The sequence below is a fragment of the Zafaria sp. Z1313 genome (assembly GCF_050563205.1).
In the GTDB taxonomy this organism is placed as follows: Bacteria; Actinomycetota; Actinomycetes; order Actinomycetales; family Micrococcaceae; genus JAZDCJ01.
The window spans coordinates 25573-46670 of the sequence record NZ_JBNWUK010000020.1 but is presented as its reverse complement, the minus strand read 5'-3'; the positions used below and the strand labels follow the sequence as shown (position 1 = coordinate 46670).

General features: G+C 72.4%; 20 protein-coding genes. 8 read left to right on the top strand and 12 right to left on the bottom strand.

Annotated features, from left to right (window positions below):
• Window positions 1-46 precede the first annotated feature (46 nt).
• Entirely contained in the window at window positions 47-964 is a 918-nt protein-coding gene (locus ACQ3I4_RS14480) for a LysR family transcriptional regulator (RefSeq protein ID WP_329862952.1), read from the top strand.
• 94 nt (window positions 965-1058) lie between these two features.
• On the opposite strand, the gene ACQ3I4_RS14475 is transcribed toward ACQ3I4_RS14480, so the two are convergent.
• The 5 genes from ACQ3I4_RS14475 to ACQ3I4_RS14455 all read right to left on the bottom strand — a co-directional run bounded on the left by ACQ3I4_RS14475 (window position 1059) and on the right by ACQ3I4_RS14455 (window position 4639).
• Window positions 1059-1829 (bottom strand): hypothetical protein, encoded by a 771-nt coding sequence (locus ACQ3I4_RS14475; protein WP_430633817.1) that lies wholly within the window; start codon window positions 1827-1829, stop codon window positions 1059-1061.
• Window positions 1830-2117: 288 nt separating this feature from the next.
• A complete protein-coding gene (locus tag ACQ3I4_RS14470) occupies window positions 2118-2996 on the bottom strand; it encodes a spermidine synthase (RefSeq protein ID WP_430633816.1) in 879 nt (292 codons plus the stop codon).
• 49 nt (window positions 2997-3045) lie between these two features.
• Window positions 3046-3564 (bottom strand): N-acetyltransferase family protein, encoded by a 519-nt coding sequence (locus tag ACQ3I4_RS14465; protein WP_430633815.1) that lies wholly within the window; start codon window positions 3562-3564, stop codon window positions 3046-3048.
• Window positions 3565-3654: 90 nt separating this feature from the next.
• Window positions 3655-4329: an O-methyltransferase gene (locus tag ACQ3I4_RS14460; protein ID WP_329862945.1), complete on the bottom strand. Its 675-nt coding sequence runs from the start codon at window positions 4327-4329 to the stop codon at window positions 3655-3657.
• 1 nt (window position 4330) lies between these two features.
• Window positions 4331-4639, bottom strand: a complete 309-nt coding sequence (locus ACQ3I4_RS14455; RefSeq protein WP_329862943.1) for a thiamine-binding protein — start codon at window positions 4637-4639, stop codon at window positions 4331-4333.
• Between the two features lie 308 nt (window positions 4640-4947).
• Here ACQ3I4_RS14455 and ACQ3I4_RS14450 point away from each other — a divergent pair, with 308 nt between their 5' ends.
• The 6 genes from ACQ3I4_RS14450 to ACQ3I4_RS14425 all read left to right on the top strand — a co-directional run bounded on the left by ACQ3I4_RS14450 (window position 4948) and on the right by ACQ3I4_RS14425 (window position 12462).
• Window positions 4948-6354 carry an amino acid permease gene (locus tag ACQ3I4_RS14450; protein ID WP_329862941.1) on the top strand — a complete coding sequence of 469 codons (1407 nt, stop codon included), beginning with the start codon at window positions 4948-4950 and terminating at the stop codon, window positions 6352-6354.
• 147 nt (window positions 6355-6501) lie between these two features.
• Entirely contained in the window at window positions 6502-8574 is a 2073-nt protein-coding gene (pta, locus tag ACQ3I4_RS14445) for a phosphate acetyltransferase (protein WP_430633814.1), read from the top strand.
• A 3-nt stretch (window positions 8575-8577) separates the two neighbouring features.
• Window positions 8578-9714, top strand: a complete 1137-nt coding sequence (locus ACQ3I4_RS14440) for an acetate/propionate family kinase (RefSeq protein ID WP_430633813.1) — start codon at window positions 8578-8580, stop codon at window positions 9712-9714.
• Between the two features lie 4 nt (window positions 9715-9718).
• Window positions 9719-10267, top strand: coding sequence for an AAA family ATPase (locus tag ACQ3I4_RS14435; RefSeq protein ID WP_329862935.1), 549 nt, complete (start codon window positions 9719-9721; stop codon window positions 10265-10267).
• Window positions 10268-10308: 41 nt separating this feature from the next.
• Window positions 10309-12042: a dipeptide ABC transporter ATP-binding protein gene (locus ACQ3I4_RS14430; RefSeq protein ID WP_430633812.1), complete on the top strand. Its 1734-nt coding sequence runs from the start codon at window positions 10309-10311 to the stop codon at window positions 12040-12042.
• Between the two features lie 9 nt (window positions 12043-12051).
• On the top strand, window positions 12052-12462 hold the full coding sequence (locus tag ACQ3I4_RS14425) for a GNAT family N-acetyltransferase (protein WP_329862933.1): 411 nt from the start codon (window positions 12052-12054) through the stop codon (window positions 12460-12462).
• A gap of 144 nt (window positions 12463-12606) precedes the next feature.
• Here ACQ3I4_RS14425 and ACQ3I4_RS14420 read toward each other — a convergent pair whose 3' ends face one another.
• The 6 genes from ACQ3I4_RS14420 to ACQ3I4_RS14395 form a co-directional block, all read right to left on the bottom strand.
• Window positions 12607-13599 (bottom strand): ABC transporter permease, encoded by a 993-nt coding sequence (locus ACQ3I4_RS14420; protein WP_329862929.1) that lies wholly within the window; start codon window positions 13597-13599, stop codon window positions 12607-12609.
• On the bottom strand, window positions 13596-14600 hold the full coding sequence (locus ACQ3I4_RS14415; RefSeq protein ID WP_329862927.1) for an ABC transporter permease: 1005 nt from the start codon (window positions 14598-14600) through the stop codon (window positions 13596-13598). Before ACQ3I4_RS14415 ends, ACQ3I4_RS14420 begins: the two co-directional genes overlap by 4 nt.
• Before the next feature lie 72 nt (window positions 14601-14672).
• Window positions 14673-16364, bottom strand: a complete 1692-nt coding sequence (locus ACQ3I4_RS14410) for an ABC transporter substrate-binding protein (RefSeq protein WP_329862925.1) — start codon at window positions 16362-16364, stop codon at window positions 14673-14675.
• A gap of 185 nt (window positions 16365-16549) precedes the next feature.
• Window positions 16550-16861: an AzlD domain-containing protein gene (locus ACQ3I4_RS14405; RefSeq protein WP_329862924.1), complete on the bottom strand. Its 312-nt coding sequence runs from the start codon at window positions 16859-16861 to the stop codon at window positions 16550-16552.
• Window positions 16858-17655, bottom strand: a complete 798-nt coding sequence (locus tag ACQ3I4_RS14400; RefSeq protein ID WP_329862923.1) for an AzlC family ABC transporter permease — start codon at window positions 17653-17655, stop codon at window positions 16858-16860. The genes ACQ3I4_RS14405 and ACQ3I4_RS14400 overlap by 4 nt, the downstream gene beginning before the upstream one ends.
• Window positions 17652-18518: a glycerophosphodiester phosphodiesterase gene (locus tag ACQ3I4_RS14395; protein WP_329862921.1), complete on the bottom strand. Its 867-nt coding sequence runs from the start codon at window positions 18516-18518 to the stop codon at window positions 17652-17654. The genes ACQ3I4_RS14400 and ACQ3I4_RS14395 overlap by 4 nt, the downstream gene beginning before the upstream one ends.
• Window positions 18519-18645: 127 nt before the next feature.
• Between ACQ3I4_RS14395 and ACQ3I4_RS14390 the strand changes: the two genes are divergently transcribed.
• Window positions 18646-19899, top strand: coding sequence for a DUF445 domain-containing protein (locus tag ACQ3I4_RS14390; protein ID WP_329862919.1), 1254 nt, complete (start codon window positions 18646-18648; stop codon window positions 19897-19899).
• Between the two features lie 209 nt (window positions 19900-20108).
• On the opposite strand, the gene ACQ3I4_RS14385 is transcribed toward ACQ3I4_RS14390, so the two are convergent.
• Window positions 20109-21020 carry a hypothetical protein gene (locus ACQ3I4_RS14385; RefSeq protein ID WP_329862918.1) on the bottom strand — a complete coding sequence of 304 codons (912 nt, stop codon included), beginning with the start codon at window positions 21018-21020 and terminating at the stop codon, window positions 20109-20111.
• Window positions 21021-21098 lie beyond the last annotated feature (78 nt).

The window sequence follows — 21098 nt, the reverse complement described above, 5'->3', positions numbered from 1 at the left end:
ATCAATGACCAAAGAGGCACCTTCAACCTGCGGAATTGCATACTCCATGGAACCGAACCTCAGCGCCGACGACCTCCTCATCCTGCGCGCCGTGGCCCAGTCCGGCCGCTACGCCACGGCCGCGGCCGAGCTCGGTCTCAACCACACCACGGTCTCCCGCCGGATCACCGCGCTCGAGAAGCGGCTCGGCGAGCACCTGCTCGTGCGCACGGCCGGCGGCTGGGAGCTGACCGGCCTCGGCGCCCGCGCCGCGGCCGCCGCGGAGCAGATCGCCGCGGCACTGGGCGGGCTGGAAGGCGCGGACGACGGCGGGACCGGACCGTCCGGCGTCGTCCGCCTCAGTGCCACGGACGGGATGAGCGCCTACGTGATCTCCCCCGCGGTGGCGCGGCTGCGTCGCCGTCACCCCGGCATCCGGGTGGAGATCGTCGCGGCCACGCGACGGGCCTCGCAGATCCGCTCGGGGCTCGACCTGGAGATCGTGGTGGGACGGCCCCAGGTCCACCGCGCGCGGGCCGAGCGGCTCGGCGACTACCGGCTCGGCCTCTACGCCTCGCGGGCCTGGATCGACGCGCACGGGATGCCGCGGACCATGGACGAGGTGCTCGGGCATCCACTCGTGTACTTCATCGACTCCATGCTGCAGGTCGACGACCTCGACACGCCCCGCCGGATCCTGCCGGGCATGCAGGACGCGATCACCTCGACCAACGTGTTCGTCCACGTGGAAGCGACCCGCGCCGGCGGCGGGATCGGCCTGCTGCCGTGCTTTATGGCCTCGCGCCACCCGGACCTCGTGCGGATCCTGCCCGGCGAGGTGGCCGAGCGGCTCACCTACTGGATGGTCGCGCGCCCGGAGACGCTGCGGCAGCCCGCCGTCGGGCTCGTGGCACGCGCCGTCCAGACGGCCGTCGCCGAGGCGGAGGACTTCCTGCTCGGCGAGGCCCCGAGCCCGTTCGACTGACTCCCGGACGAGTGGCCCGGCACTGGGGGACCGAGGCGCCGGAACCGCCCGCCGAGCGGCCCGCGGACGGGGTCGCGCCGGGGCCGGCCGTGGATCAGAGCGGACGGTGCGAGGCCGTGTACTTGACCTTGAGCGTGCCGCGCTTGATGCGCATCTCGGTGACGGTCACGGCGGCGAGCCGGTCCACGTGGTCCACGTGCGTGCCGCCGCAGGGCTCGGAACCGACGCCCGCGATCTCGACGGTGCGGCGCCCGTCGGCGGCGGTCGTGGCCGTCACGGCGCCGGCCCCGGCGATCAAGGCGTCCAGTCGCGCCTGGAAGGCGGCGAGTTCGCCCGCGCGCAGCTCCTCCGTCGCGAAGCGCTCCTGCAGCCCGTCCGGGGCGAAGTCGAGCCGCGCCTGCCCGGGAAAGTGGCTGTGTCCCGTGTAGCTCCAGCCGTTGACCGACTCACCGACGAAGCCGATCAGGTGCCCGGCCGTGTGCAGCGCGGCGTGCAGCAGCCTGGTCTCCGGGTCGACGGCGGCGCGCACCCGGGTGCCGGGCGGCGGTACCTCGCCCTCGGCGGGCGAGTCCGTTCCCTCGGCGGGCCGGGGGCGGAAGGCGACCCATCCGGCGTCGTGCTTGAAGAGCTCCACGGGCGCCCCGTCCACGCTCGCCGCGTCGTCGGGCTGCCCGCCTCCGCGGGGGTGGAAGATGTTGGGGCTCAGGGCCGCCCAGGGGCCGGCAGCGTCGGTGCCGGTGGCCACGACGTCCGCGTCCGCCTCGAAGAGGTAGGTGTCGCGGTGGTGGGCGAGCTCCTGCGTGCGGGGACCCGGGGCGTCGACGGGGCTGGGCGCGGAATCCGGTGCGTTCTGTCCTTCGTTCACCCGGCCACGGTAGCAATTCCGCCCCGTCCGCAGGCAATGCGCACGCGGCTCACAGGGTGCGCACAGATGGGCGTCCTAGAGTCGTAGATACCTCATGGAGGTGCGAGTGATGAGAAGGCCCCAGCCATCCCCCAGGCTGGGGCCTTCGCCTTGCCCGGAGCGGATTTCCGCGACGCCGTCCGCCCACGGGCTGCCGCGGGCGCGGCGGACCTCCCGCCGCAGCCGGCGGATCGCCCCGGCCGCGTGCGGGCCATGGCCTCTCCGGGAACCACGGAACAACAGGGGCGGTCAGCTCTTGGACGCGAACGCGCGGACCTGGGCGTCGTCCCAGAACTGCGCGGGCACGCCGCCGCCGAGCAGCTCGCGCCGCAGGGTCGGTCCGCCCGGGATCGGCGCCTCGGACCCCGCGATGACCACGTTGCCTCGCCGGCGGCCCTTGAGCATCGCCGCGTCGGCGACCACCGCCGTGTGGCGGAACACCGAGCCGATCATGCCGGCCTCCCGGCGGGCGTTCTCCAGCGCCGGCCCGTCGCCGCAATTGACCACGTACAGTCCCCCGGCATCGAGCACGCGCGCCGCCTGCGCCGTGAACTCCCCGCCCGTCAGCTCCACGGGTGTCCGATCCCCCGCGAAGACGTCGCGGATCACCAGATCCCGGCTGGCATCGGCCATGCGGGCCAGCTCCGCCCCGGCCTCGCCGGCGCGGATGCGCAGCTGCGGGGAGCGCGGGAGGTCGAACCAACCGCGGACCAGCTCGGCAAGCCGGCCGTCGAGCTCCACGACGAGTTGGCGCGCGTCGCCGTACTCGGCCGCGATCCAGCGCGCCATCGAGCAGGCTCCCCCGCCCAGGTGGGCGGCGCGCAGGAGCCGGACCCCGGCGTCGTACCCGGCCGGCCGGGCCCCCGCGGCGCCATCCGCGCCCGGGTCCCCGCGCTCGGCTTCCTCCCGGGGCGGGCGTGCAGGCCACTCCCCCGGCCGCCCGGGGACGAAGCGCTCGGTGATGAGCGCGGCCATCCAGCGCATGTATTCGAAGTCCAGCCGCCCCGGGTCCGCGAGGTCCACGTGGGAGGACGGCACGCCGTTGACCTTCAGGAGCCAGCCGGTGGAGCTGTAGGGATCGCGTTCCAGGGTGGCGGTGCCGGTGTCGATCGGGTGCTCGCCCGCCACGGGCCCTCCGGCCGGGGGCGCGGGCGCGGCCGACCGACCGCGCCGGCCCTTAGCCACGCGGGTTCCGGCGCACCATGCGCACCTCGTTCAGACCCTTCCACAGGCCGTCGAGCGGCTCGGCCCGGCCGTCGGCCTCGAAGCCGTGCTTGCGGTAGAACGCCTGGGCCCGCGGGTTGTCCTCGAGGACCCAGAGCAGCGCCGGGAGCCCGCCGATGGCCGCGCGCAGCAGCCGCTCGCCGAGGCCGCTCCCGTACGCCTCGGCCAGGACGTAGAGCATCTGCAGCTCCACCTCGACGCCCGCGTCGGCGTCGTCGTCCTGGGCCGGGGCGCCGCCCGAGCAGCCGACGATGCGCCCGTCCGCGTTCTCCGCGATCCACAGCTCGGCACCGGCGGCGAGGCCGCGCGTCCACCAGTCGATCTGCGCCTCGCGGCGCGCCTCCTCCGCGGCGAAGAAGGACTCCGGGCGCTGCGAGGCGTACGCCTCCCGCCACGCGGCGAGCTTCATGGCGAGTGTCGCGGGGATGTCCTCGGCGGTGGCGCGGCGGACGGTGTACGGCTCGGTGCTCATGCGCTCCAGCGTACGACGCCGGGGCCTCGCCCGCGCGGCCCCGGTCCGGGGCAGCGGGGCTACTCGGCCCCCCGGGCGCCCGCCGGCGCCTCAGCGGACGATCGCCAGGGCGAAGCCGTCCCAGCCCTTGGAGCCGGTGGTCTGCACGGCGGTCGCGTCGACGCGCGGATCGTCGCCGAGCAGCTCCAGCGCGGTGCGCGTGCCGTTGGTGGCGCGGCCGTCCTCCGTGTCCGGGTCCCCGGGAACGACGACGGAGCCCCCGCGCACGACGTTGTCCAGAACCAGCACGGTGCCGGGCCGGGACAGGGCCAGCGCGCCCTCGATGTAGTGGGGGTTGTTGACCTTGTCCGCGTCGATGAAGACCAGGTCGAACGGCTCGGCGCCCTCGGCGGCGAGCGCCGCGAGGGTCTCGCGCGCCGCGCCGAGGCGGATCTCCACGCGGTCCCCGACACCCGCGGCGTCGAGGTTCGCCCGGGCGACCTCCGCGTGGCGGGGCTCGAACTCGCACGTGATCAGCGCGCCGTCCTCAGGCAGCGCGCGGGCCAGCCACGTGGTGCTGTAGCCGCCGAGGGTCCCGATCTCCAGGATCCGCCGGGCACCGTGGATGCGGGCGATCAGGTGCAGGAGCTTGCCCTGCCCCGCGGTGACCTCGATCTGCGGCAGGCCGGCCTCGACGGCGCGGGCCTTGCCCTCGGCGAGCGCGGGGTCCTCGCCGACGACGGTGGCGGTCAGGTAGCGGTCGACGTCCTGCGGCGTGGTGGTCATGTCACTGCTCCTGCTCCTTGATGGCCTGCTCGAGGCGTTCGATCTTGCCGTCGAGTTCCCCGGTGCGGCCGGGCCTGATGTCCGCCTTGAGCACCAGGGAGACGCGGCTGCCGAAGGCGCCCACCGCCTCCGTGGCGCGTTTGACCACGTCCATGACCTCGTCCCACTCCCCCTCGATCTCGGTGAACATCGAGGACGTCCGGTGGGGCAGCCCGGAATCGCGGACGATCCGCACGGCGGCGGCCACGGCGTCGTGCACCGATCCGTCCGGGGAGGAGGAGCTGGGGGCGACGGAGAAGGCGACGATCATGCCTCCACCCTGCCACCGGGCCTCGCCGGCCCACAAGCCATCACCCCTGCCCACTTCACGTCGTCTCGGCGAGGCCACGGGGTCTACCCCATGAACTGGCCTGCCATCCATGGTCTCGCCGAGTTGACGTGAACTGGGCGGGTCGGCGGCCACGGCACGGCGAGCGCCCACCGCGCCCGATGTGGGAGACTTGACGCTGCTCCGCCGCACCCCGGGCGGACGCGGCGCGACACCGGAGCGGCCCAGCCGGCCCCCGGACCAGGCGCAGGACCAGCGACTCGCGGCCCCGGCCGCACCACAGGACGACGATGACCAGCACCACGACCACCGCGCAGCACGACACCGAGCTCAAGCGGCGGCTCTCCCTGCGGCACATCCGCTTCATCGCGCTTGGTTCCGCGATCGGCACCGGCCTCTTCTACGGTTCCTCCGCGACGATCCAGGCGGCCGGCCCCGCCGTGCTTCTCGCCTACATCATCGCCGGCTGCGCCGTGTTCGTGGTGATGCGGGCCCTCGGCGAGATGGCCGTGCGGCACCCCGTCGCCGGGTCCTTCGCCCAGTATGCCGGGCGGTATCTGGGACCGCGCATGGGCTTCCTGACCGGGTGGACGTTCGCGTTCGAGATGATCATCGTGGCCATCGCGGACATGACCGCCGTGGCGATGTACATGGGCATGTGGTTCCCGGACACGCCCGGCTGGGTGTGGATGGTCGCCGCGATGCTGCTGATCGGCGGCCTGAACCTGATGCGCGTGAGCGTCTTCGGCGAGCTGGAGTTCTGGTTCACCCTGGTCAAGGTCTCCACGATCATCGCGATGATCGCCGGCGGCCTGTACTTGATCCTCTTCGGCATCACGACCGGCGGCTACGAGCCCGGCGTCCACCACCTCGTCGAGCACGGCGGCTTCGCCCCGTTCGGCGTCTGGGGGATCGTCATGAGCCTGGGGATCGTGGTGTTCTCCTTCGGCGGCATCGAGACCCTCGGCATGACGGCCGGCGAGGCCGGGGACCCGAAGACCGCCATCCCGAAGGCCGTCAACACGGTCCCGATCCGCATCCTGCTCTTCTACGTGCTCTCCCTCGGCGTCATGCTGTGCCTCTTCCCGTGGGACCGGATCGGCTCGGAGGGCAGCCCGTTCGTGCAGGTCTTCGCGGGCCTCGGCATCCCGTTCGCGGAGCACCTGATCAACGCCGTGGTGCTGACGGCCGCGCTGTCCGCGATGAACTCGATCTTCTACGCCGCGACCCGCACGATGTACGGCCTGGCCGAGCAGGGACATGCCCCGCGCAACTTCACCTGGGTGAGCCGCTTCGGCGTTCCCGTGTGGCCCGTGGCCATCATCGGCGTCTGCCTCGTGGCCGGGCTCGGCGTCTACCTGTGGATCCCGGACCAGCTGTTCCTCGTGGTCGCCTCGATCGCGACCTTCGCGACCGTGTTCACGTGGGCCTCGATCCTGCTCAGCCACCACCGGATGCGGCGCGAGATGAAGGCCGCGGGCGAGCCGACCGCCGGGTTCGAGCTGCCCGGCTGGCCCGTGATGAACTATGTGGCGCTCGCGTTCATGGCGCTCGTGACCGTGATCCTGGCCTTCACGGAGGCGGGGCGGACCGCGCTCGTCGTCGGCGGCGTGTGGCTCGCCCTCATGCTCGCGGCCTACCGTTTCCTGGTCGGCGCCGAGGGGCGGCGGCGGATCGAACTGCCCGTCTCCCGCTGACCCTCAAGGGGCCGGGCCCGGGAGGACGACGCCGGGGCCGCACCCTCGTGCCCGCGCTGCCGGTAGAGACGGGTCACGTTCCCTGCCCGCCGGAGGCCGGCGCATGGCACGATGGTTCTGCACCGTCCCGCCACCGCAAGGAGCCCCATGACCCGCGGCCTCTACGTCAGCGCCTCGACCCCCTCCAGCGGCAAGGCCCTGGTCACGCTGGGGATCGCGGACATCCTCCACCGGCACGCCGACCGGATCGGCTTCTTCCGCCCGGTGACGGAGGCCGCCGACGTCGACTCGGACCCCACGGCCGAGCTGATCCGCAAGGTCTTCGGCATCGCCCCGGAGAACGCCCGCGCCGGCATGACGCGCGCGGCCTCGCGCGAGCTGATCGTCGCGGGGAACATCGACGAGATCTACACCCGGTCCGTGGAGGCCTACGAGCAGATCGCGCGCAACGTCGACGTCGTGATCGTCGAGGGCACGGACCTGACGGGGCACGACGCCGCCGTCGAGTTCGACCTCAACGCGCGCCTGGCGAACAACCTCGGCTGCCACGTGGTCGGCGTCGTCAGTGCCGCGGGCAAGAGCGTCGAGGAGGCGGTCGACGACGTCGACGTCGCCCGGAAGGCGTTCGCGGAAGAGCAGGTGTCCCTCCTGTCGATGATCGTGAACCGGGCCGCACCGGAGCACGTCGAGCAGCTGCGCGCCGAGGTCCGGCCGGGCCAGAAGCAGCGCGCCGTCTACGTCGTGCCGGAGATCGAGGAGATCGTCCGTCCCACGGTCGGCGAGGTCGCCGCGTCCTTGAAGGCCCGCCACATCGCGGGCCGGGCGGACCTGGACCGGGACGTGCAGCACGTCATGGTGGCCGCGATGAACGTCGGCTACCTCTTGGAGCGCTACCGGGACGGGGCGTTCGTCATCACTCCCGCCGACCGCTCCGACGTCATGGTCGCCGCGGTCGCCACGTCCCGCACGCCGGGCTTCCCCGCCACGGCGGGCCTGCTGCTCACCGGCCCCCGCCCCGTCGAGGATTCCGTGCTGCCCCTGCTGGCCGAGGCGCCGTTCCCCGTGTTCGCGATCCCGGACGACACGTTCACGGCGGCGCACAAGGTGTGGGAGGTCGGTGGGAGCCTCGCCGCGGGCCTGCCGCGCAAGACCGCCGCCGCCCTGGGCAGCTGGTACCGGGCCGTCGACGAGGACGAGCTGCTCGAGCGCGTGAGCCTCCCGGCGCCGGCCACGACCACGCCGCTGCGCTTCCTGCACCAGCTCATCGAGAGGGCTCGCGCCGAGAAGCAGCGGATCGTCCTGCCCGAGGGCACCGACGTGCGCATCCTGCGGGCCGCGGAGATCATCTCGCGCCGCGACATCTGCGAGCTCGTGCTCCTCGGCCGGCCGGCGGACGTCCGCGAGACGGCCTCGTCGAACGGCATCGACCTGACGGGGATCGAGATCGTGGACCCGTCCCGCAGCCAGGAGCTGGACCGCTTCGCCGAGGAGTACGCCCGGCTGCGCTCCCACAAGGGCGTCACCGTCGGCCAGGCCCGCGAGCGCATCGTGGACCCGTCCTACTTCGGCACCATGATGGTGCACCTCGGCCTCGTGGACGGCATGGTCTCCGGGGCGGCGAACACCACCGCGAACACCATCCGCCCCTCGCTCGAGTTCATCAAGACCCGTCCGGGCGTCTCGATCGTCTCCTCCGTGTTCCTCATGCTCATGAAGGACCGCGTCCTGGTCTACGGGGACTGCGCCGTGAATCCGGAGCCCGACGCCCGCCAGCTCGCCGACATCGCCCTCGCCTCCGCGCAGACGGCCCGCCAGTTCGGCGTCGACCCGCGCGTCGCCATGCTCTCCTACTCCACGGGCACCTCGGGGTCCGGCGGTTCGGTCGAGGACGTCCGCACCGCCACCGAGCTCGTGCGCGAGGCCGCGCCCGGGCTCGCGGTCGAGGGCCCCATCCAGTACGACGCCGCCGTCGACGCCTCGATCGCGGCCTCCAAGCTGCCCGGCTCCGACGTGGCCGGGCAGGCGACCGTGTTCATCTTCCCGGACCTGAATACGGGCAACAACACCTACAAGGCGGTGCAGCAGTCCGCGGGCGCGGTCGCCGTCGGACCCGTCCTCCAGGGTCTGAACAAGGCCGTCAACGACCTCTCCCGCGGCTGCACCGTCCAGGACATCGTCAACACCGTCGCGATCACCGCCATCCAGGCGCAGGAGGCCTGAACCATGCTCGTCCTCGTCATCAACTCCGGTTCCTCGTCCCTGAAGTACCAGGTGCGGGACACCGCCGCCGGTTCCCGCCTGGCCAACGGGCTCGTGGAACGCATCGGGGATGCCTCCGGCGGCCATCCCGCAGACCACGGCGAGGCGATCGAGCAGGTCCTCGCCGAGCTGGAGGGCGCGCTCGGCGGGCGGTCGATCGACGCCGTGGGGCACCGCGTGGTGCACGGCGGGGAGCGCTTCGGGGCGCCCGTGCTGATCGACAACGAGATCGTCCGCGCGATCGAGCGGCTTGCCCCGCTCGCCCCGCTGCACAACCCCGCCAATGCCCTCGGCATCCGGGCGGTCACGGCCAAGTGGCCCCGGATCCCGCAGGTGGCCGTGTTCGACACGGCGTTCCACCGCACGATGCCCGAGCACGCGTGGCGCTACGCGATCCCCGACGCCCTCTATACGGAGCACGGGGTCCGCCGCTACGGCTTCCACGGGACAAGCCACGACTACGTCACGGGCCTCGCCGCGGAACTGCTGGGCATCGAGCGGAGCCGGTTCAACGCCGTCGTCGCCCACCTCGGCAACGGGGCCTCCGTGACCGCGGTCCGCGGCGGGGCGAGCGTGGACACCTCCATGGGCTACACCCCGCTCGAGGGGCTCGTCATGGGCACGCGCTCGGGCGATCTGGACCCCTCGATCGTCACGCAGCTGATCGTGCGCGGCGAGTACACGGCCGGGGACCTGGACCGGATCCTGAACCAGGACTCCGGCCTCAAGGGACTATCCGGGAACAACGACATGCGCTCCGTCGTCGAGGCGGCGGCCGAGGGCGACGACGGCGCCGAACTGGCGCTCGCGGTCGCGGCCTACCGGCTGCAGAAGTACATCGGCGGCTACCACGTGGCCGTGGGCGGGGCGCACGCGCTCGTGTTCACCGCGGGCATCGGGGAGAACTCGTGGCCGTTCCGCGAGCGCGTGGTCGAGGGCCTCGGGGCGCTCGGGGTGGAACTGGACCGCTACGCCAACGTCCGGCGTTCCGGCGCGCCCCGCGTCATCTCCACGCCGGAGTCGGCGATCCCGGTGCTCGTGGTGCCCACCGACGAGGAAGCGCAGATCGCCGCGGCGACGGCCGCCCTCTGCGGAGGCTAGGAACGTGGAGGGAGGACCGCTGCGGCTCGTGGTCTTCTGCGGGCTGCCCGGGGCCGGCAAGTCGGCCGCCGCCGGGGCCCTGGCCCGGGCCACCGGATGGCCCGTGCTCGGCGTCGACCCGGCCGAGGCCGCTCTCGTGCGCGCGGGGATCGAGCAGCACCGCCAGCCCACCGGCCTGGCCGCCTACACGGTCGTCGAGGCCCTGGCCGAGGCCCAGTTGCGGGCCGGCATCACGGTGATCGTGGACGCCGTCAACGACGTCGCGGAGGCGCGGGGGCAGTGGATCCGGCTCGCGGACCGGACGGGGGCGGCGCTCGAGTGGTTCGAGGTCGTGTGCTCGGACCCCACCGTGCACCGGATGCGGCTCCAGCAGCGCCGCCGCGAGGAGGATCCGCTCATCGGGGCGCCCACGTGGGAGTCGCTCAACCGGCGCCGGAGGCAGCTGGCGTTGTGGAAGGACGGGCGCGTGGTCCTCGACTCGCGCCACGCCTCCCCCGACGAGCTGGCGGCCCGGGCCCTCCGCGCCCTGACGACGGCGGCACCCTCCTTGTGATGTGACTCACCCGGGCCGCGTTTTAAGGCAGGATGTACTGCATGACGGATTCCACCCCCGAACCCCTCGACATCACGCCCGACGCGTCCGCCACCGCGGCCGCGCCCGGGACCCCGCTGCTGCGGATCAGCGACCTCGCGGTCGACTTCCAGACCATGCACGGCCCGGTGCGCGCCGTGGAGGGCGCCAGTCTGCGGCTCGAGGCCGGGCGCACGCTCGCGATCGTCGGCGAGTCCGGCTCCGGGAAGAGCACCTCGGCCATGGCGGCGATCGGACTCCTGCCCGGCAACGCCCGCGTCTCCGGCAGCATCGTCTTCGACGGCCAGGAGCTCGTCGGGCTGCCCGAGTCGAAGATGGTCCACATCCGCGGCCGGCAGATCGGCCTGGTCCCCCAGGACCCGATGTCCAACCTGAACCCCGTCACCAAGATCGGCCAGCAGGTGGCCGAGACCCTGCTGGTGCACGGCATGGCCACGCGGCGGGACGTGGACTCCAAGGTCGTCGCCACCCTCGAGGCCGCCGGCATCCCGGACGCCGCGGCCCGCGCCAAGCAGTACCCGCACGAGTTCTCCGGCGGCCTGCGCCAGCGCGCGCTCATCGCGATCGGGCTGGCCTGCCGGCCGCGCCTGCTCATCGCCGACGAGCCGACGTCCGCGCTCGACGTGACCGTGCAGCAGACCATCCTCGACCAGATCGGGCGGATGACCGACGAGCTCGGCACCGCCGTCCTGCTCATCACCCACGACCTGGGCCTCGCCGCCGAGCGGGCCGAGGACCTCGTGGTGATGCACCGGGGCAAGGTCGTCGAATCCGGCCCCGCGCGCCAGCTGCTCGAGGACCCGCAGCACCCCTACACCCAGTCGCTCGTGCGTGCCGCGCCGTCCGTGGCCGCCGTGCGGCTGCGGCCGGGCGCCTACACGGGCGACGCCGCCGAGCGGGCGGAGGCGGCCGCGGAGGCCGCGGTGGAGGCGGAGGCCACCCCCAACATCGTCGAGATCCGCGACCTGACCAAGGTCTACAAGCGGCGCGGCTCGAAGGAGGACTTCCACGCCGCCAAGAACGTCACCCTGGACATCCCGCGCGGTTCCACCGTGGCGATCGTCGGCGAGTCCGGTTCGGGCAAGACGACGACGGCGCGGATGCTCCTGAAGCTCATCGAGCCGACCTCCGGCACCATGCTCTTCGACGGGATGGACGTGGCCACGCTCGGCAAGGAGCAGTTGCGCGACTTCCGCCAGCGCGTGCAGCCCGTCTTCCAGGACCCGTACTCCTCGCTGAACCCGATGTTCACGATCGGCCGGATCATCGAGGAGCCCCTGACCACGTACAAGCGCGGCACCGCGAAGGAGCGCGGCGTCCGGGTGCGCGAGCTCATGGACCAGGTCGCCCTGCCGCAGTCGATGCTGCGCCGCTATCCGGCCGAGCTCTCCGGCGGGCAGCGCCAGCGCGTGGCGATCGCCCGGGCCCTCGCCCTGCAACCGGAGCTGATCGTCTGCGACGAACCGGTCTCCGCCCTCGACGTGCTCGTGCAGGCGCAGATCCTCAAGCTGCTCGGCGATCTGCAGTCCGAGCTCGGTCTGAGCTACTTGTTCATCAGCCACGACCTCGCGGTGGTGCGCCTGATCTCCGACTACGTGTGCGTCATGAAGGACGGCGAGCTCGTCGAGGCGGCGAGCTCCGAGGAGATCTTCACGAACCCGCGCCATCCCTACACCCGCAGGCTCCTGGCCTCGATCCCGGGCAACGAGCTGGAGATCGACCCGGACGCAGCGTAGGGGCGCGCCGTGTCCGGCATCCGGCCCCCGGCCCCGGGCTTACCGCCGTGGCCGGAGCAGGCGCCCGCCCACGGGCGGGTGGCCCTGCGCCGCGTCCTGGACGGCGACGTGCCCTTGGCCCGGGAGCTGTCGACGGACCCCTCTGTGCCGACCGTCGGATCGCTCCCCGCGCGGGCCACGGAGGAACAGGCCCTGGCCGCGCTCACGGCGTTGGCGTGGACCGTGCCGGGGCTGTACCGCGTGGCCCTCTACATCGAGCCCTGGAACACGCCGTCCCTCCGGACGGCCGAACACGCGGGATACGTCCGGGAGGGCCTCCTGCGCAGCCACCAGGAGATCGGGCGGGGACGGCGCCGCGACATGGAGCTGTGGGCGGCCGTGAGGGAGACCGGCCCGGCGCAGGGCCCGCGCCCGGCATAGGGCCGCGGCACGGCGGCGGCACGGCGGCGGCACGGCGGCGGCACGGCGGTGGGCCCCAGAGCGTTCGGGGCGGAACCAGCGGGCAGGAACGCGTGGAGGCAGGGCCGGTTGGACCGGCCCCGCCTCCGTGCGTTGCCCCGCGGCTCAGCGCTGGCGGGACTTCGGGTCCAGCGCCTCGCGCAGCGACTCGCCCAGGAGCGTGAAGCCCAGGGCGGTGATGGCGATGCACAGGCCCGGCAGGAACGCGAGCTGCGGCGCGATGCCGAGCTCGGCCTGCGCGTAGGTGAGCATGCGGCCCCACTCCGCGACCTGCGGGACGCCGCCGCCGAGGCCCAGGAAGGACAGGGCGGCCGCGTCGATGACCGCCGTCGCGAGCGTCAGGGTGGCCTGCACGATCACGGGGCCGACCGAGTTCGGCAGCAGGTGGCTCATGGTGATGGTGCGCCGGCTCAGGCCCAGCGTCTGCGCGGCCAGGATGTAGTCGGCGCCCTTCTGCTGCATCATCGAGGAGCGCAGCAGGCGCGCGAACACCGGGACCGCGGAGACGCCGATGGCGATCATGATCGCGTACGCGCCCTGCCCGAGGACCGCGGCGATGGACACCGCGAGCAGCAGGTTCGGCACGGAGAGCAGGATGTCGACGAAGCGCATGATCACGTTGTCCACCCAGCCGCCGAAGCCGCCGGCGATCAGGCCCAGGATCATCCCGCCCACGAGCCCCATGGCCGTGGAGACGATCCCGATGGTCAGGGACGCCTGCGCGCCCCAGATCAGCTTGGACAACACGTCGCCGCCGAAGCGGTCGAGGCCGAGCACGTGGTCCGGCAGCTCGCCGGGCCCGGGGATGTGCGTCGGCGTGACCTCGGTGCGGCCCGGGAGCTCCTCGCCGCCGAACGGGGCCAGCACGGGGGCCAGCACCGCGACGAGCAGGAAGAGGAACACGATCACGGCGCCGGCGATCGCCGCCGGGTTGCGCCGCAGCCGCAGGAACGCGTCGCGCCACACGCTCGTGCCGCGCGCCGCGGGCTCGGTGGGCCCGCCCGCGGGCGGGCCGGCCGTGGCGTGCGCCGCCCCGTGGTCAGGGAGGTTCGGATCCGGCAGCCCGGATCCGCTGGCGGGGGGAAGAGACATGCTCATTGCACACGCACCCTCGGGTCGATGAAGCCGTAGGAGACGTCAACCAACAGGTTGATCAGCGAGTAGATCAACGCGATGAAGATGATGAATCCCTGCAGCACGGGGTAGTCGAGGTTGAAGATCGCGTCCCGGAGGAACCGCCCGATCCCGTTGAAGGCGAACACCGTCTCGGTGAGCACCGCCCCCGAGATCAACAGTCCCAACTGCAGGCCGATCGTCGTGGTCACGGGCAGCATGGCGTTGCGCAGGATGAACCGGTTGCGGATCAGAGGCGCCGTGAGGCCCTTGGCCCGCGCGGTGCGCACGTAGTCGGCGTTCATGACCTCCAGGACCGAGGCCCGGGTGATGCGCACGATGATCGCGAGCGGGATGGTGCCCAGGGCGATGCCGGGCAGCACGAGGTGCATGAACGCGTCCCACGCGGCGTCCCACTCCTGGGTCAGGATGCCGTCGAGCACGTAGAAGTCGGTGACGTGCGTGGCGTCGATGCGGGGGTTCTGCCGGCCGTCGGTGGGGAACCACGGCAGCTGGATGGCGAACACCCACTTGAGGATGAACGCCAGGAAGAACACGGGGATCACGATCCCGAACAGCGACAGGAGCACGGAGAAGTGGTCCTGCCACTTCCCGACGTTCCGTGCCGCCCAGTAGCCCAGCGGGATGCCGAGGCCGATCGCGAACACGAGCGCCACGGCGGTGAGCTCGATCGTCGCGGGGAAGCGCGTGGCGAACTCCTCCAGGACGGGCCGCCCCGTGCGGAGGCTGACGCCGAAGTCGCCCGTGAGCAGCTTGCCCATGTACGTCATGTACTGCTCGATCACGGGCTTGTTGAAGCCGTAGGCCTCGTTGATCCTGGCCACCGCCTCCGGCGTGGCCTTGTCGCCCAGCAGCGCGGTCGCGGGGCCGCCGGGCAGGTTGCGCACCCACAGGAACAGCAGGACCGAGAGCCCCAGCAGCGTGGGGACCAGCAGCGCGAGCCGTTTGCCGATGACTTGGAGCATCGCGTCCTCTCGTCGGAACGTGGACAAGGGTACGACGGCGGGCGCGCGCCCGCCGTCGTACCCCCGCCGGGGTTACTTGTTCAGCTTGATGTCGTTGAAGACCTCGTCGTTGACCGGGCTCGTCGGGAACGAGTCCACGCGCTCGTTGAACGCGAGCGACGGGGCCGGGTGGGCCAGCGGAACGGCCGGGACCAGCTCGGACACGTCGCGGTTGATCTCCTCGTACAGCGGCGTCTGCTCCTCGAGGACGGCGATGCCGCGGGCCTCGGTGAGCTTGTCGAACAGCTCCTGGTTGTCGAACGCGAACTCCGGCTTCGTGCCGCCGAAGAAGACGCCGACGAAGTTGTCCGTGTCGTTGTAGTCGCCGGTCCAGCCCAGCAGGTGGATGCCGTGGTTGGCTCCGCCCTGGATGCGGTCCAGGTAGTCCGGGCTCCACTTGTCCGGCTGCGGGTTGGCCGTGATCCCCACGTCCGCCAGCTGGGCGCTGATGTTGGTGAAGATCTGCTCCGGGGTCGGCATGTACGGGCGGGAGACGCCGGTCGGGTAGTTGAAGTCGACCGTGAAGCCGTCCGGGTAGCCGGCCTCGGCGAGCAGCTCCTTGGCCTTCTCCGGGTCGAAGTCGTAGGCCTCGACGTCCTCGGTCCAGCCGTTGACGACCGGCGGGATGAACTGGATGGCCTTCTCCGTGCCCTCGGGCAGGGTCTGGCGGATGAGGGCGTCCTTGTCGATCGCGTAGGAGATCGCCTGACGGACCTTGAGGTCGGCGAGCTCCTCGACGGCCTGGTTGATGCCGAGGTAGAGGATGGTGAACGGCTCGCGGGCCATGATCTTGTAGCCCGCGTCCTCGAGGGCCTGGGTATCGGCCGGGGCGACGAGGTCGTAGCCGTCGATCGTGCCGGCCTCGAGGGCCTGGCGGCGCGCCACGGGATCATCCAGGACGCGGAAGATCAGCCGGTCGATCTGGCCCTTCTCGCCCCAGTAGTCCTCGTTGTAGCTCAGCTCGATCTGCTGGCCGTTGTCCCACGAGTCGAACTTGAACGGGCCGGTGCCGGTCGGGTGCGCCGTGGCGTACTCCGAGAGCACGGGGGCCTCGGCGGTGCCTTCGATCTTGTCCGCCTCGAACTCCTCCATGGCCGCCGGCGACTGCATCGCGAAGGCCGGAAGGGAAAGGGAGGCGATGAAGCCGGCGAACGGCTTGGCGAGCTTGATCGTGGCCTGGTTGCCGGAGGTGGCCTCGCAGGACTCGTAGACCGCGTTCTCCGGGGAGTCGGCGTAGCCCTTGAAGAGCGAGTTGTAGTAGTAGCCGACGCTCTCGGCCTGCTGGATGCCCTTGAAGTTGTACCAGCGGTCGAAGTTCGCGCACACGGCCTCGGCGTTGAAGTCGGTGCCGTCGTGGAACTTCACGCCCTCCTTGAGGGTGAAGTCGTAGCTCAGGCCGTCCTCGGAGGCTTCCCAGGATTCGGCGAGCAGCGGGGCAGGGTCGGCGGTGCCGGGTTCGGTGCCGACGAGGCCCTCGAAGATCTGGCGGCTGACGCGGAACGATTCGCCGTCGGAGGCGAAGGCCGGGTCGAGCGAGGCCGGGTCGGAGGATGCGGCGAAGATGAACGTCGAGTTGACCTCGGCGTCGCCCCCGCCCGCGGTGCCGCCGTCGTCGCCGCGCTGGCTTTCGGCGCAGCCGCTGAGCACGAGCGCTCCGATCGCGAGCGACGTGGTGATGGCGGCGAAGCGGCGGGATGGCCGCTTCGGCAGGCCATTGGGTGTCATGGCTTCTCTCCTGTGGGTCGAGTCCGTGCAAGTCCGGTGTCGCAACCGGCGCGCCCCGGGGATGGGGCACGGATGCATGTGAGCGAGCCTAACGCCAAATGTGAAAGAAGTGTGACTTGGCCCATATCCGTCACAGTCCCAAAATGATCACGATTCGGTGACGGAGGCCTCCCCGGCCGCGGGATCTAGCCGATGCCGGCGAGGCGCAGCAGTGCGGCCGCGGCGGCTCCGGCGATCACGACCACGAGGAACGGCGCCCGGCAGGCCAGCGCGATCCCCGCGGCCACGAGCGCGCCGACGCGGGCGTCGAAGGCCAGCTGCTGCCCGGAGGCGAACGCGTTGACGGCCGTCAGGGAGGCCAGCAGGCCGATCGTCAGCGTCCCGGCGACCCGGAGCATCCGTGGGTGGTCCAGCACCCGCGCGGGCACGAGATAGCCCGCGACCTTGATCGCGTACGCGGCCGCGCAGGCGGCCAGGATCCAGAACCAGACGCTCACGCGCTCCCCCTTCCGCCGGCACCGGACGCGCCGGTGCCCTCCGCGCCGCCGCCCGGCTCCGGCGTCGTACCCGGCGCCCCCGCGTGCCGCCCCGGGTACGGGTCGACGTCCGGTTCCATGCCCTCGTCCTGCGGCCCGCGCCCGAACCAGCCCCACGCCCCGGCGACGAGCGCGGCGAGCAGGATCGGGAGGCCGGGAGGGGCGAACGGGACCGCGAGCACGGTCACGAGGGCGCAGACGACGGCGATCGCGACCGGGTCCCTGCCGCGCAGCCGCGGCCAGAGCAGGCCCAGGAAGGCGGCCACCGCCGCGCCGTCCAGGCCCCACGCCTTGGGATCCCCGAGCGCGTCGCCGAGCAGCGCGCCGAGCACCGTGAAGAGGTTCCAGAACAGGAACACGCCGATCCCGGCCGTCCAGAAGCCCCGGCGCCGCTCGAGCGGATCCTCCTGTCCCGACGCCGTCGCGGCGGATTCGTCGATCGTCAGGTGGGCGGCCAGCGGGCGCAGCCGGGGCGCGGGGCGGATCAGGGCGTTCATCTGCATGCCGTAGACGACGTTGCGGATGCCGAGCAGGGTGGCCGCGCCGAACGCCGCCGGGCCGGCACCGCCACCGGCGAGCACGCCGATGAACGCGAACTGCGACCCGCCCGTGAACATGAGCGCACTGAGCGCTACCGTCTGCCAGAACGACAGCCCGGCGGCCACCGCGAGCGCGCCGAAGGAGACACCGTAGAGCCCCGTGGCCACGGCGATCGAGGCGCCGATCCGGAACGCCGGGGACCGCGTGAGCCTCATTCCGCGGGGCCCCCGGAGCCCGCGGCGAGGCGCTCCTTGACGCGCACCGGGTAGTCGCTCGTGAGTTCCTGCACGCCGAGGTCCGCGAGGAAGTCGACGTCCTCGGGCGCGTTGGCGGTCCACACCCGCACGGTCCGGCCCGCGTCGATCCACCCGCGGACGAGCTCCGGGTTCTCGCGGACGAACGCGACGCCGGGGCCCGCGATGCCGACCGCGCCGGAGCCGATCACCTCGAGTCCGTCGGCGAGGACCCGGTTGAGCACTTGCGTCGCGGCGGCGCGGCCGAGCTGGCCGAGGCTCTCCACGGCGTCCTCGTCCACGCCGGTCACGAGCTGGCACAAGTGCTCGCCCGGGACGGAATCCAGGAGGTAGCGGATGGATCCGGCGTCGAAGCTCATGAGGCTCACCGTGATCCCGCCGATCCGCGACGTGTCCGGGTCCCAGCCCAGGCCCATGAGCTCGGCGAGGACGCGCTCCTCAAGCTTGCGGCCGAACGGGCTCGGATGCTTCAGCTCCACCGCCAGCCCCAGCTCGCGGCCGGAGTCCACCATGAGGCCGATCAGCTCCCGCAGCGTCACGAGCTGCTCGCTGCGCGCCCCGAACTCGTCCGGGATCCGCACGCCCTTCCATGAGGAGACGTCGAGGCGGCGCAGTTCCTTGAGCGTCCGGCCGGCGAGCGCCCCGGTGCCGTCGGAGGTCCGGTCCACGGAGGCGTCGTGGAAGCAGACGAGCTGCAGGTCCTCGCTGAGGTGGACGTCGCATTCGATCCCGTCCGCTCCGTCGGCGATCGCCTGCAGGAACGCGGCACGGGTGTTCTCGGCGAAGGCACCGCTGGATCCGCGGTGCGCGTAGACGGAGTGCATCCACCCAAAATACGCCACCCGACGGGCCCGGACGGCCCGCGTGTGGCCGGGTGACGTGAACTACTGTTGAAGCCTTGACGCGGGGAGCGCGGACGGCGAGGCCGACGAGGACGGGAAGGGGAGCCCCATGGAACCGACGACGACGGAGGCCGGACGCGCCCGGGCGCTGCGTTCGATGAAGCGGCTCGCGACCGGGCTGCTGCTCGCGATGGCCGTGGTGTTCGCGATCGCCTTCGCCCTGCAGGAGCGCTACCCGTGGCTCGAGTACGTGCGGGCCGCGGCGGAGGGCGGCATGGTCGGCGCGCTGGCCGACTGGTTCGCGGTGACGGCTCTCTTCCGCCACCCGATGGGGCTGAGGATCCCGCACACCGCGATCATCCCGCGGAAGAAGGACCAGATCGGCGAGAGCCTGGGCGGGTTCGTGCAGGAGAACTTCCTCGACGACGCCGTGGTGCGGAGCAAGCTCGCCGAGGTGCGCTTCGCCGCGGGGGCCGGCGCGTGGCTCGCCCGGCCGGAGGGGGCCGAGCGCGTGGCCCGGGAGGGCTCGGTCGCGATCCGGGGCGTGCTGGAGGTCCTCGACGACGAGGACGTCCTGCGGCTCCTCGAATCCCTCGCGCGGCGGCACATGCTGGCTCCGGAGTGGTCCTCGACGCTCGGGCGGATGCTCGAGACCGTGGTGCGCGACGGCCACCACCGCCAGCTCGTGGACCTGCTCGCGGACCGCGCCGGGGACTGGGTGGAGCGGAACCGGGCGACCGTCGTGTCGCTGGTCTCGGAGCGCTCTCCGTCCTGGCTGCCGGGCGTGCTGGACCAGCTCGTGGGCGAGAAGCTGCACCGCGAGCTGCTGAAGTTCATCGCGGCCGTCCGCACGGATCCCGGCCACCGGCTGCGCGGCAGCATCGACTCCTGGCTGGCCGCCTTCGCCGCCGACATGCAGGCGGACCCGTCCACGATCGCCAAGGTCGAGGCGCTCAAGCACTCCCTGCTCGGCGATCCCCAGCTGCAACAGCTCGCGGCGGCCAGCTGGTCCAGCGTCAAGGCGGCCGTCCTCGAGGCGGTCGAGCATCCCGAGTCGGAGCTGCGCCGCTCGTTCGTCCGCGCGGTCGCGGACTTCGGAGGGCGCCTGACGCGGGACGAGGTGCTCGCCGGGAAGATCGACGCCTGGCTGGCCGGCGCGGCCGGATACCTCGTCTCCACCTACCGCGGGGAGATCTCGGCGCTCATCCGCGACACCGTGGCGCGCTGGGACGGGGAGGAGACGAGCCGGAAGATCGAGCTCCACGTCGGCCGCGACCTGCAGTTCATCCGCATCAACGGAACCGTCGTGGGCTCGCTTGCCGGCTTGGCGATCTTCACCGTCGCCGACCTGATCCTGCGCTGACCCGCGTCGCTTCCGCCCCCTCCCGCGACTTTCCCGCCCTTCTTCCTCCCGCCACCCTGCCACCCCCTCCGCCTGCTCCCGCGGCGTCGGGGAAGGTGTTGGAACACCTCGCGCTTGCGAGCATCTACCCCGACACCGCCGGGAGGGGTGGTCGCGCGGGAAGTTCGGGCGCGCGGGAGGGGTGGCGCGGGGACAGGCCGGGGCGGCAGTTAGCCCTGGGAACCTCCGCGGCGGAGGCGTTCCGCCTCGATCCGGCGCTCGACGTCCTCTTCGGCGAGGCGGCGCACGCGCTCCTCGTCGGCCGCGGTGCGCACGGACACGGACGACGACGGGGCCCCGCCCGGGGTGCCGTCGGCGCCGGAGGCGAGCTCCCGGCGTCGTACTCCGGCGCCCTGGGTCTCCAGCTCGAGCTCGCCGGGAATGACGGTCGGCAGCGGGCCGAAGGCCAGCGACGCCGCCTCGACGACCTTCTTGCCGAGGAAGCGGTTGCCGACCCCGCCGATGGCCGCCCCGACGCCGAACGGAATCGCGCGGCCCAGGACGGACGCGCCCTGCGTGGCGAGCATCTTGCGCAGAAAGCGGCGCTGGATGTTCCCCGAGATGCCGCCCCACAGCCCTTTCTGGCTGCTCGCCCCGAACACGGCGCCCCAGCCCTGCACGGGACCGGCGCCGCGGCCTGCGACCTGGTGGGTCAGCGAGGAGATCATGGAGCTGCCCTCGTCGCCCATGAGGATCGCCATGACCATGGCGCGCGCCTTGGCCGGGTCCTCGGTGGTGATGCCGTGCAGCTCCGCGAGCGACTGGGCGTAGAGCGCGCTCGCCTCGAGGAAGCCGACCGTCGCGGCCACGGACAGGCCGAGCGAGGCCGCCGTGCCGACGCCGGGAACGGCCGCCGTCGCGCCGACCGCGGCGCCGCCGCCCGTGACGGCCAGCAGGTAGTCGCGTTCGATCAGCCGCGCGAGCTCGGCCGCGGTCGCGTCCGGATGCTTGCGCCGCAAGCGCCGCAGGTAGCCGATCACGAGGGGGCGCTGCACGCCGATCGCCTTGATGATGGCGCCCTGCAGCCCCGCCACGGGCTTGCCGTCGGGACCGAGGACCACGTCTGGTAGCTGTTCTTTCATCGTGGTGCCCACTCTAGGGCCCATGGAGCCTCGCCGGGAGGATTTTCGCGCAGGGCTTTGGCCGACCGAGCCGCGGCC

What these genes read in the sequence shown, in the direction of transcription:
- ACQ3I4_RS14385 (WP_329862918.1), bottom strand. Translation starts at nt 21,020, where the DNA reads ATGAAAGAACAGCTACCAGACGTGGTCCTCGGTCCCGACGGCAAGCCC.
- ACQ3I4_RS14450 (WP_329862941.1), top strand. Translation starts at nt 4,948, where the DNA reads ATGACCAGCACCACGACCACCGCGCAGCACGACACCGAGCTCAAGCGG.
- ACQ3I4_RS14395 (WP_329862921.1), bottom strand. Translation starts at nt 18,518, where the DNA reads ATGCACTCCGTCTACGCGCACCGCGGATCCAGCGGTGCCTTCGCCGAG.
- ACQ3I4_RS14460 (WP_329862945.1), bottom strand. Translation starts at nt 4,329, where the DNA reads ATGACCACCACGCCGCAGGACGTCGACCGCTACCTGACCGCCACCGTC.
- ACQ3I4_RS14440 (WP_430633813.1), top strand. Translation starts at nt 8,578, where the DNA reads ATGCTCGTCCTCGTCATCAACTCCGGTTCCTCGTCCCTGAAGTACCAG.
- ACQ3I4_RS14415 (WP_329862927.1), bottom strand. Translation starts at nt 14,600, where the DNA reads ATGCTCCAAGTCATCGGCAAACGGCTCGCGCTGCTGGTCCCCACGCTG.
- ACQ3I4_RS14465 (WP_430633815.1), bottom strand. Translation starts at nt 3,564, where the DNA reads ATGAGCACCGAGCCGTACACCGTCCGCCGCGCCACCGCCGAGGACATC.
- pta (WP_430633814.1), top strand. Translation starts at nt 6,502, where the DNA reads ATGACCCGCGGCCTCTACGTCAGCGCCTCGACCCCCTCCAGCGGCAAG.
- ACQ3I4_RS14430 (WP_430633812.1), top strand. Translation starts at nt 10,309, where the DNA reads ATGACGGATTCCACCCCCGAACCCCTCGACATCACGCCCGACGCGTCC.
- ACQ3I4_RS14480 (WP_329862952.1), top strand. Translation starts at nt 47, where the DNA reads ATGGAACCGAACCTCAGCGCCGACGACCTCCTCATCCTGCGCGCCGTG.
- ACQ3I4_RS14455 (WP_329862943.1), bottom strand. Translation starts at nt 4,639, where the DNA reads ATGATCGTCGCCTTCTCCGTCGCCCCCAGCTCCTCCTCCCCGGACGGA.
- ACQ3I4_RS14390 (WP_329862919.1), top strand. Translation starts at nt 18,646, where the DNA reads ATGGAACCGACGACGACGGAGGCCGGACGCGCCCGGGCGCTGCGTTCG.
- ACQ3I4_RS14400 (WP_329862923.1), bottom strand. Translation starts at nt 17,655, where the DNA reads ATGAGGCTCACGCGGTCCCCGGCGTTCCGGATCGGCGCCTCGATCGCC.
- ACQ3I4_RS14410 (WP_329862925.1), bottom strand. Translation starts at nt 16,364, where the DNA reads ATGACACCCAATGGCCTGCCGAAGCGGCCATCCCGCCGCTTCGCCGCC.
- ACQ3I4_RS14420 (WP_329862929.1), bottom strand. Translation starts at nt 13,599, where the DNA reads ATGAGCATGTCTCTTCCCCCCGCCAGCGGATCCGGGCTGCCGGATCCG.